The sequence below is a fragment of the Mesorhizobium sp. M7A.F.Ca.US.006.04.2.1 genome (assembly GCF_004022915.1).
In the GTDB taxonomy this organism is placed as follows: domain Bacteria; phylum Pseudomonadota; class Alphaproteobacteria; order Rhizobiales; family Rhizobiaceae; genus Mesorhizobium; species Mesorhizobium ciceri.
Window position 1 is genome coordinate 1 of sequence record NZ_RZQA01000261.1, and the last position, 7316, is coordinate 7316.

The following is a 7316-nucleotide window of genomic DNA, read 5'->3' on the forward strand; positions in this document are numbered from 1 at the left end:
GGTTTCGGCGGCCTTTGCGCCGCCGCCCAATGCCGGTCTGGCGCCGGGCAGCCTTTCCTTTGAAACGGTCGCCTTTGTCTTCCCGGCGGCCATCCATCTCGACTTTGCGCGTGAGCGCTCGCCGTCGAACCCGCGCGCGCCGCCGCTGACGGCCTGAGCCTGTTTGCCCGGCGGAACCTTTCGTGGGCGTACCCATCCAAAGATCTAACTGCTCGCGACCGGCAACGGCGCGACCTTCACTTCATGGAGCAACCATGTCCTATTTTTTCCCTGACGCCGCGCGTCCTGAGCCGGGCAGCATTCTACGCGGCATCGAAGAGCGTGTCGGCATTGCCGTGCTGGCTCTTGCGCTGCTGTTCACAGGCGCCCAGTCCGTCCTCGCGCATGAGTTCAAGGTTGGCGATCTTGAGATCGGCCACCCCTGGTCGCGCGCCACGCCGGCCGGCGCCAAAGTGGCCGGCGGTTATTTCACCATCACCAACAAGGGCAGTGCGCCGGACCGGCTGGTGTCGATTTCCTCCGATGTCTCCGAAAAGGCCGAGCTGCATGAGATGGGCGTCAAGGACGGCGTCATGACCATGCGGCCGGTTGCCGGCGGCCTGGAAATTCCGGCGGGCGGCAAGGTAGCCCTTGCACCTGGCGGCTATCATTTGATGTTCATGGGCCTGAAGCGGCAACCCAAACAGGGCGAAAAGTTCTCCGCCACCCTGACCTTCGAAAAGGCCGGCGCCGTCAGCGTCGATTTCGCCGTCGAAGGCATGGGCGGCGGCGCCGTGGACGATCACGCCAATTGACCGCGCCAGCTCGACAAATCTTGAAAATCCGAGGGACCATCATGAACAAATATCTTTTGTCGGCCGGCGCACTTCTCGCGCTCGGAACCAGCGCCGCCTTCGCGCATATCACGTTCGAAACCCAGGAGGCGGCGGTCGGCTCGACCTACAAGGCCGTTTTGCGCGTGCCGCATGGCTGCGACGGCAAGGCGACGACCGCCGTGCGCGTGCAAATTCCGGAAGGGGTGATCGCGATCAAGCCGATGCCGAAGCCCGGCTGGACGCTGCAGACCAAGAAGGGCAAGTACGAGAAATCCTACCAGCTCTACGGTCAGGCGGTGACCGATGGGGTCAAGGAGGTCGACTGGAGCGGCGGCAACCTGCCCGATGAATTCTATGACGAGTTCGTTTTCCGCGCGACGCTGACGGCGGATCTCCCCGTCGGCCAAAAACTCTATTTCCCGGTCGTGCAGGAATGCGACGGTGCAGCCGATCGCTGGATCGAGATTCCAGCGGCAGGGCAGGATGAAGACGCACTGGAAAGCCCGGCACCCGGCATCAAGCTGCTGCCGAAGAAATGATCTCCCAGGCGGCGCGCTCTTTCGAGTGCGCCGCTCTTTTTCGTGGCGGTGACATGAGCACGACCTCCCTCCTGCAAACGGCTTGCATGACCGGCAAACGCACCGGCCGGCTTGCCGTCGGCCTGTTGGCTGTGATCGTGTTTCTTGCCAGCCTTGCCGTGTCAGATCAGGCCTTTGCCCATGCCGCGCTGATCAAGACCGACCCGGCCGACGGCGCGGTGCTGGCACAGGGACCGGCGCAGTTCTCGCTGACCTTCAGCGAGCCGGTCTCGCCTCTGGTGCTGACGCTGGTGAAGCCCGACGGCAAGCCGGTTCCACTGACCGCCTTTCGTCTCAGCGACCAGACCGTCGAGATCGACAATCCGCAGCCGCTCAAGTCGGGCACGCATGTCTTGAGCTGGCGCGTCATCTCCGCAGACGGTCATCCCGTCGGCGGATCGCTGCTGTTTTCCATCGGCGCGCCCAGCGAACCGCCGGCCGTATCCGAAGCCATCGACTGGCCGTTGCGGTCGGCTATCTGGGCGAGCAAAATCTTTCTCTACGTCGGCCTCTTCCTCGGCGTTGGCGGCGCCTTCGCGCTTGCCTGGTTGGCCGGAAGTGCCCGTGCCGGGCAGCGCTTCGTTGCAGCTGCAATCCTGAGCGGGCTGGTCGCGTCGTCCCTGTCGCTCGGATTGCAGGGGCTTGATGCACTCGGGGCGCCGCTCTCCCATCTGGCACAATCGGTCATCTGGCGGACCGGGCTCGGCACCAGCTTCGGCTGGACGGTGCTGGTCGCGCTGATCGCGCTGGGGCTTGGCCTGCTGTCGCTGGCCGGTCCCCGTGCCACCGCCAAGCCATTGGCGCTGGCCGGCCTGGCCGGGGTGGGGATTGCGCTTGCCGCCAGCGGCCATGCCAGTGCCGCCGAACCGCAATGGCTGACGCGGCCGATGGTGTTCCTGCATGGCGTCTGCATCGCGTCGTGGGTCGGCGCATTGGTCCCACTCGGGCTGGCGCTCAAGGGGCAATCGGCGGAGGCCACGCCATTCCTGCGGCGATTTTCTTGGGGGATCCTGCCCGTGGTGGCCGTGCTTGCCGCTGCCGGCACCGTGCTTGCCGTCATCCAGGTGCAAACGCCCGCGGCATTGGTCGACACCGCCTATGGAAGGCTGCTGCTGATCAAGCTCGGGCTGCTGGTCTTTCTGTTCACGCTCGCTGCCGTCAACCGCTGGAAACTCACGGCATCGGCCGAGGCGGGATCGACGGAAGTTCAACGCAGGCTGGTCCGCTCGATCGGCGTCGAGATGTTGATCGTGTTGGCGATTTTCGGCGTTGCCGCGGGCTGGCGCTTCACACCGCCGCCACGAGCCCTGGCGATCGCGGCAGCGCAACCGGTGTCGGTCCATATCCACGCGCTGCAAGCGATGGCCGATCTCAACTTCACTCCCGGCCATGCCGGCCCGGTCGTTGCCTCGATGGTCATCATGAGCGGCGATTTCGGCCCGCTCGACGCCAAGGAGGTAACGCTTGTGCTGTCAAAGCCCGATTCCGGCATCGAACCCTTGAAGCGCACGGCGACCAAGCCCGGCGACGGCAGCTGGCGCGTCGACAACCTCGTCATTCCGGTGCCCGGTCGGTGGACGGTGCGCATCGACATACTGGTCTCGGATTTTCAGATGGTGAAGATCGAGGCGCCCGTCGACATCAGGCCGTAGGCGGGACTGCCAGGTACCTCTAGACGGGCACGACCGACAATCCGGGCAACACAATTCGGCGAGGCGGTTGACGCAGGCGTCAAGGCCCGTCAATCATCGCCCGCAAAATCGCGGTCTCAACAAACGATCCGAGAGCAGGGAAGAAACGATGGAAAAAGCCGAAATCGGCCTGATCGGCCTTGGCACGATGGGCTCCAACCTGGCGCTCAACATCGCCGAGCACGGGCACCGCATCGCTGTCTTCAACCGCACCAGGGCGCGCACCGATGCCTTTGTCGAGAATGCCGGCGCACTCAGGGACATGGTCGTGCCCTGCTACAGCCTTGAAGAGCTCGCCGCCGCGATCCGGCCGCCGCGCCCGATCATCATCATGGTGCTGGCCGGCAAGCCGGTCGACGAACAGATCGCGGCACTGCGTGGCGTGCTGTCGGCCAACGACATCGTCATCGATGCCGGCAACGCCAATTTCCGCGACACGATGCGGCGCTTCTCCGAGCTTTCCGGTTCGGGTCTCACCTTCATCGGCATGGGCGTGTCCGGCGGCGAGGAGGGGGCACGCCACGGGCCGTCGATCATGGTCGGCGGCACGGAGGACTCATGGAAGCGCGTCGAGAAGGTGCTGACGGCGATCTCCGCCAAATTCAAGGACGAACCCTGCGCGGCATGGCTCGGCACCGACGGCGCCGGACATTTCGTCAAGACCATCCACAACGGCATCGAATATGCCGACATGCAGATGATCGCGGAGATCTACGGCATCCTGCGCGACGGCCTGGGCATGGGTCCGAAAGAGATCGGCACGGTGTTTGCCGACTGGAACAAGGGCCGGCTCAACTCCTACCTGATCGAGATCACCGCCAAGGTGCTGGCGGCCGACGATCCGAAGACCGGCAAACCGGTGGTCGACATCATCCTCGACCGCGCCGGCCAGAAGGGCACCGGCAAATGGTCGGTCATCGAGGCGCAGCAGCTCGGCATCCCGGCCACCGCGATCGAGGCGGCGGTGGCGGCGCGCGTTCTGTCGTCGATCAAGGACGAGCGGCTGGCGGCGGAAAAGGCCTATGGCAACATCGGCGTGACGAAGATTTCCGGTGACAAGGACGCCTTGCTGAAAGATCTGGAACTGGCGCTGTTCGCCGGCAAGATCGCCGCCTACGCCCAAGGTTTTGCGGTGATGAGCGGCGCGTCGAAGGAATTCAACTGGAACCTGCCGATGCCGACCATCGCCAGGATCTGGCGCGCCGGCTGCATCATCCGCTCGCAGATGCTCGACACCATGGCGGAAGCCTTCAGCAAGGGCGGCGCCTCGACCAACCTTCTGATGGCGCCGGCCTTCATCTCGCTGATGCAGGGAGCGCATCCGTCGCTGCGCCGCATCGTGGCGAGGGCTTCGGAGGCCGGCTCGCCGGTTCCGGCGCTGTCTTCCGCACTTGCCTATTTCGACAGCTATCGCCAGGGCCGCGGCACCTCGAACCTGATCCAGGCGCAACGCGACTTCTTCGGCGCGCACGGCTTCGAGCGTATCGACGACAAAGGCGCGTTCCATGGGCCGTGGGGAAGCGGTGCGGCTGGCTGACAAGCCGGCCCAAGAGCCTAAACGGAAACCGGCGGGCTGAACGCCTGAACCTCGCTGGTGGCGACCAGGCGCTGCAACGATCCGGGTGCGGCGCCGCCGATCCAGCCGAGCACGGAGCGGGCGAGATCGGAGCCGGCCAGGCGGAAGTTCTCGTTGACGACGAGCAATTCCGGCCGGAACAGGTGCAACAGGTCCGACGACTGCTTGGACACGACATCGACGTCGCGGCCAAGCTTGAGGCCGGCATCTTCAATGCCGGCGACGATAGCCAGTGTCGCGGCGGCAGCGCTGCTGACGAAGCCGTCCGGCCTGTTCTCGCGGCGCATCACCTGCGCGGTCCTGGTCCTGATCTGCTCGATCGTGTGATCGATGGAAACGGTGTTGAACGGAATTTCGCTGGCGCCGACCTCGCTCAGCGCATCGGCAAAGCCGTTCAGCGTGTGGCCATAATAGGTCAGCCCGGGTGGCGGCGACAGAAGCGCCAGCTTGCGCCTGCCCATGCTCGCCAGGCGGCGCACGGCTTCCATCGCGAATACATGGTTGTCGAAGTCATGGTAGGGGTGGACCAGGCCCATGTCGGTGCGGCCATGCGTGGCAAAGGGCATGCCGTGCTCGAGCATGTAGCGGGCGCGTGGATCGTTCGGTTGGGTGCGCGAGATGATGACGCCATCGGCCGAGCCGGTCTCGACGAGATAGCGGATCGGCTCCATCGGATCCTGCGAGCGGGAATAAGGCGTGACGATCAGGTGATAGGGCGTTTCGGCGAGCACTTCCGAAACACCGTAGATGATGTCCGAGACGAAGCTCATGATCTCGCGGTCGGTGTTGAGCACGAGGCTGATGACATTGGTCCTGCCGGTGCGCAGACGCACGCCGGCGCGGTTCGGCCGGTAGCCGATCTGCTTGGCGACGAGTTGGACGCGGCGCCTGGTTTCGGCGCCGATTTCCGGGGCATCCTTCAAGGCGCGTGACACGGTGGTGACGCCGAGCCCGGTCATGAAGGCAAGCGTCTTCAACGTCGGCCGTCCCTGTGCCGAGTTCTCCCCGTTCTTGTCCGTACGCTGTCTGTCCATTCGTCCCGCCCGTCAGGCGCATAGCAGCCGCGGGCCATGTCGGCAATCGCCGCCATAGCGATACGATATGCGTCCCAGCCCCGGCAAAGCGTCAATATACTGAAACGTTACAGATTGCCAGTATCGAGATGTATGTCCTCGTCACGAGGTGGATGGTTCTTTTTGCGAAACGCATTGGGATTCCAGGAGAAATCGCCCCTGCCGCCGCCTTTTGCCCGTATCAGGCGGCATTTCGGTGTTTGCGCCGCAGCAAACCATGCTGCAGTGCATGAGAAGCGCGATCATTCAGGCGGATTTGTTCGCGGCCCGAAAAAATATCGAGGGCGCTTCGTTGATGGGTTGCACAGCCCGCGCAATTGCCGTATCGAAAATCTGTAACGTTTCAGATTCTGGGAGGAGCCGAAATGCGATACAGATTTTTGACCGCTGCCCTGGCGGCGACGGCTGCACTGCAATTTGCCGGCCAGGCGGCCGCGACGGACCTGGAAGTCACCCATTGGTGGACTTCAGGCGGCGAGGCCGCGGCGGTTGCGGAACTTGCCAAGGCATTCGATGCGACCGGCAACCACTGGGTGGACGGCGCCATTGCCGGCTCCGGCGGCACGGCGCGGCCGATCATGATCAGCCGCATCACCGGTGGCGATCCGATGGGCGCCACGCAGTTCAACCATGGCCGGCAGGCGGAAGAGCTGGTGCAGGCCGGCCTGATGCGCGACCTCACCGACGTCGCCACCAAGGGCAAGTGGACTGATGTCGTGCGGCCGAAGAGCCTGCTCGACGGCTGCACCATCGACGGCAAGATCTATTGCGTGCCCGTCAACATCCATTCCTGGCAGTGGCTGTGGCTGTCCAACGAAGCCTTCGCGAAGGCCGGCGTGCCGTTGCCGAAGGACTGGAATGAATTCGTGGCGGCAGCGCCGGCACTGGAGAAGGCCGGCATCATCCCGCTCGCCGTCGGCGGGCAAGCCTGGCAATCCTCCGGTGCCTTCGACGTGCTGCTTGCGGCTGTGGGCGGCACGGACACGTTCCTCAAGGTCTACAAGGACAAGGATGCCAAGTTTGCCGCCGGGCCCGAAGTCGCCAAGGTCTTCAAGGCCGCGGACGATGCCCGCAAGATGGCGAAGAACACCAATGTGCAGGACTGGAACCAGGCGACCAACCTGGTCATCACCGGCAAGGCGGGTGGCCAGATCATGGGCGACTGGGCACAGGGCGAGTTCCAGGTTGCCGGCAAGACCGCCGGCAAAGATTATACCTGCCTGCCGGGCCTTGGGCTGAACGAGGTCATAGCCACGGGCGGCGACGCCTTCTACTTCCCGCTGCTCAAGGATGCCGACAAGAGCAAGGCGCAGGAGGTGCTGGCCGAGACGCTGCTCGATCCCAAGACGCAGGTTGCCTTCAATCTGAAGAAGGGTTCCCTGCCGGTGCGCGGCGACGTCGATCTCAACGCGGCGAACGACTGCATGAAGAAAGGCCTCGCCATCCTCGCCAAGGGCGCCGTCATTCCATGGACGGACCAACTGCTTTCACAGGACACCCAGAAGCAGAAGGAAGACCTTTTCGCCGAATTCTTCGCCAAGCCGGAATTGACCGTCGAAGACGCACAGAAGCGCTTCGCCCTG

6 protein-coding genes are annotated in these 7316 nt (G+C 64.2%); 5 read left to right on the forward strand and 1 reads right to left on the reverse strand.

What is annotated here, in order from left to right:
* Positions 1-254 precede the first annotated feature (254 nt).
* From EN925_RS15815 to gndA, 4 genes are all read left to right on the forward strand, one after another.
* The gene (locus EN925_RS15815) at positions 255-794 is read left to right on the forward strand and encodes a copper chaperone PCu(A)C (RefSeq protein WP_063169027.1); all 540 of its coding nucleotides are present in this window, start codon (positions 255-257) and stop codon (positions 792-794) included.
* A 41-nt stretch (positions 795-835) separates the two neighbouring features.
* Positions 836-1354, forward strand: a complete 519-nt coding sequence (locus tag EN925_RS15820; protein WP_013529535.1) for a YcnI family protein — start codon at positions 836-838, stop codon at positions 1352-1354.
* Positions 1355-1407: 53 nt separating this feature from the next.
* Positions 1408-3045 carry a copper resistance CopC/CopD family protein gene (locus EN925_RS15825; protein WP_127384614.1) on the forward strand — a complete coding sequence of 546 codons (1638 nt, stop codon included), beginning with the start codon at positions 1408-1410 and terminating at the stop codon, positions 3043-3045.
* Positions 3046-3193: 148 nt separating this feature from the next.
* The gene (gene gndA / locus EN925_RS15830) at positions 3194-4621 is read left to right on the forward strand and encodes an NADP-dependent phosphogluconate dehydrogenase (RefSeq protein ID WP_064995551.1); all 1428 of its coding nucleotides are present in this window, start codon (positions 3194-3196) and stop codon (positions 4619-4621) included.
* Positions 4622-4638: 17 nt separating this feature from the next.
* On the opposite strand, the gene EN925_RS15835 is transcribed toward gndA, so the two are convergent.
* Complete coding sequence (locus EN925_RS15835; protein WP_013529538.1) at positions 4639-5694, reverse strand: LacI family DNA-binding transcriptional regulator; 1056 nt, start codon at positions 5692-5694, stop codon at positions 4639-4641.
* Between the two features lie 404 nt (positions 5695-6098).
* Between EN925_RS15835 and EN925_RS15840 the strand changes: the two genes are divergently transcribed.
* A partial coding sequence (locus EN925_RS15840; RefSeq protein ID WP_164894226.1) for an ABC transporter substrate-binding protein occupies positions 6099-7316 on the forward strand: 1218 nt, incomplete at its 3' end.

Coding starts and splice junctions, on each gene's coding strand:
- EN925_RS15815 (WP_063169027.1), top strand. CDS start 255: ATGTCCTATTTTTTCCCTGACGCCGCGCGTCCTGAGCCGGGCAGCATT.
- EN925_RS15820 (WP_013529535.1), top strand. CDS start 836: ATGAACAAATATCTTTTGTCGGCCGGCGCACTTCTCGCGCTCGGAACC.
- EN925_RS15825 (WP_127384614.1), top strand. CDS start 1,408: ATGAGCACGACCTCCCTCCTGCAAACGGCTTGCATGACCGGCAAACGC.
- gndA (WP_064995551.1), top strand. CDS start 3,194: ATGGAAAAAGCCGAAATCGGCCTGATCGGCCTTGGCACGATGGGCTCC.
- EN925_RS15835 (WP_013529538.1), bottom strand. CDS start 5,694: ATGGACAGACAGCGTACGGACAAGAACGGGGAGAACTCGGCACAGGGA.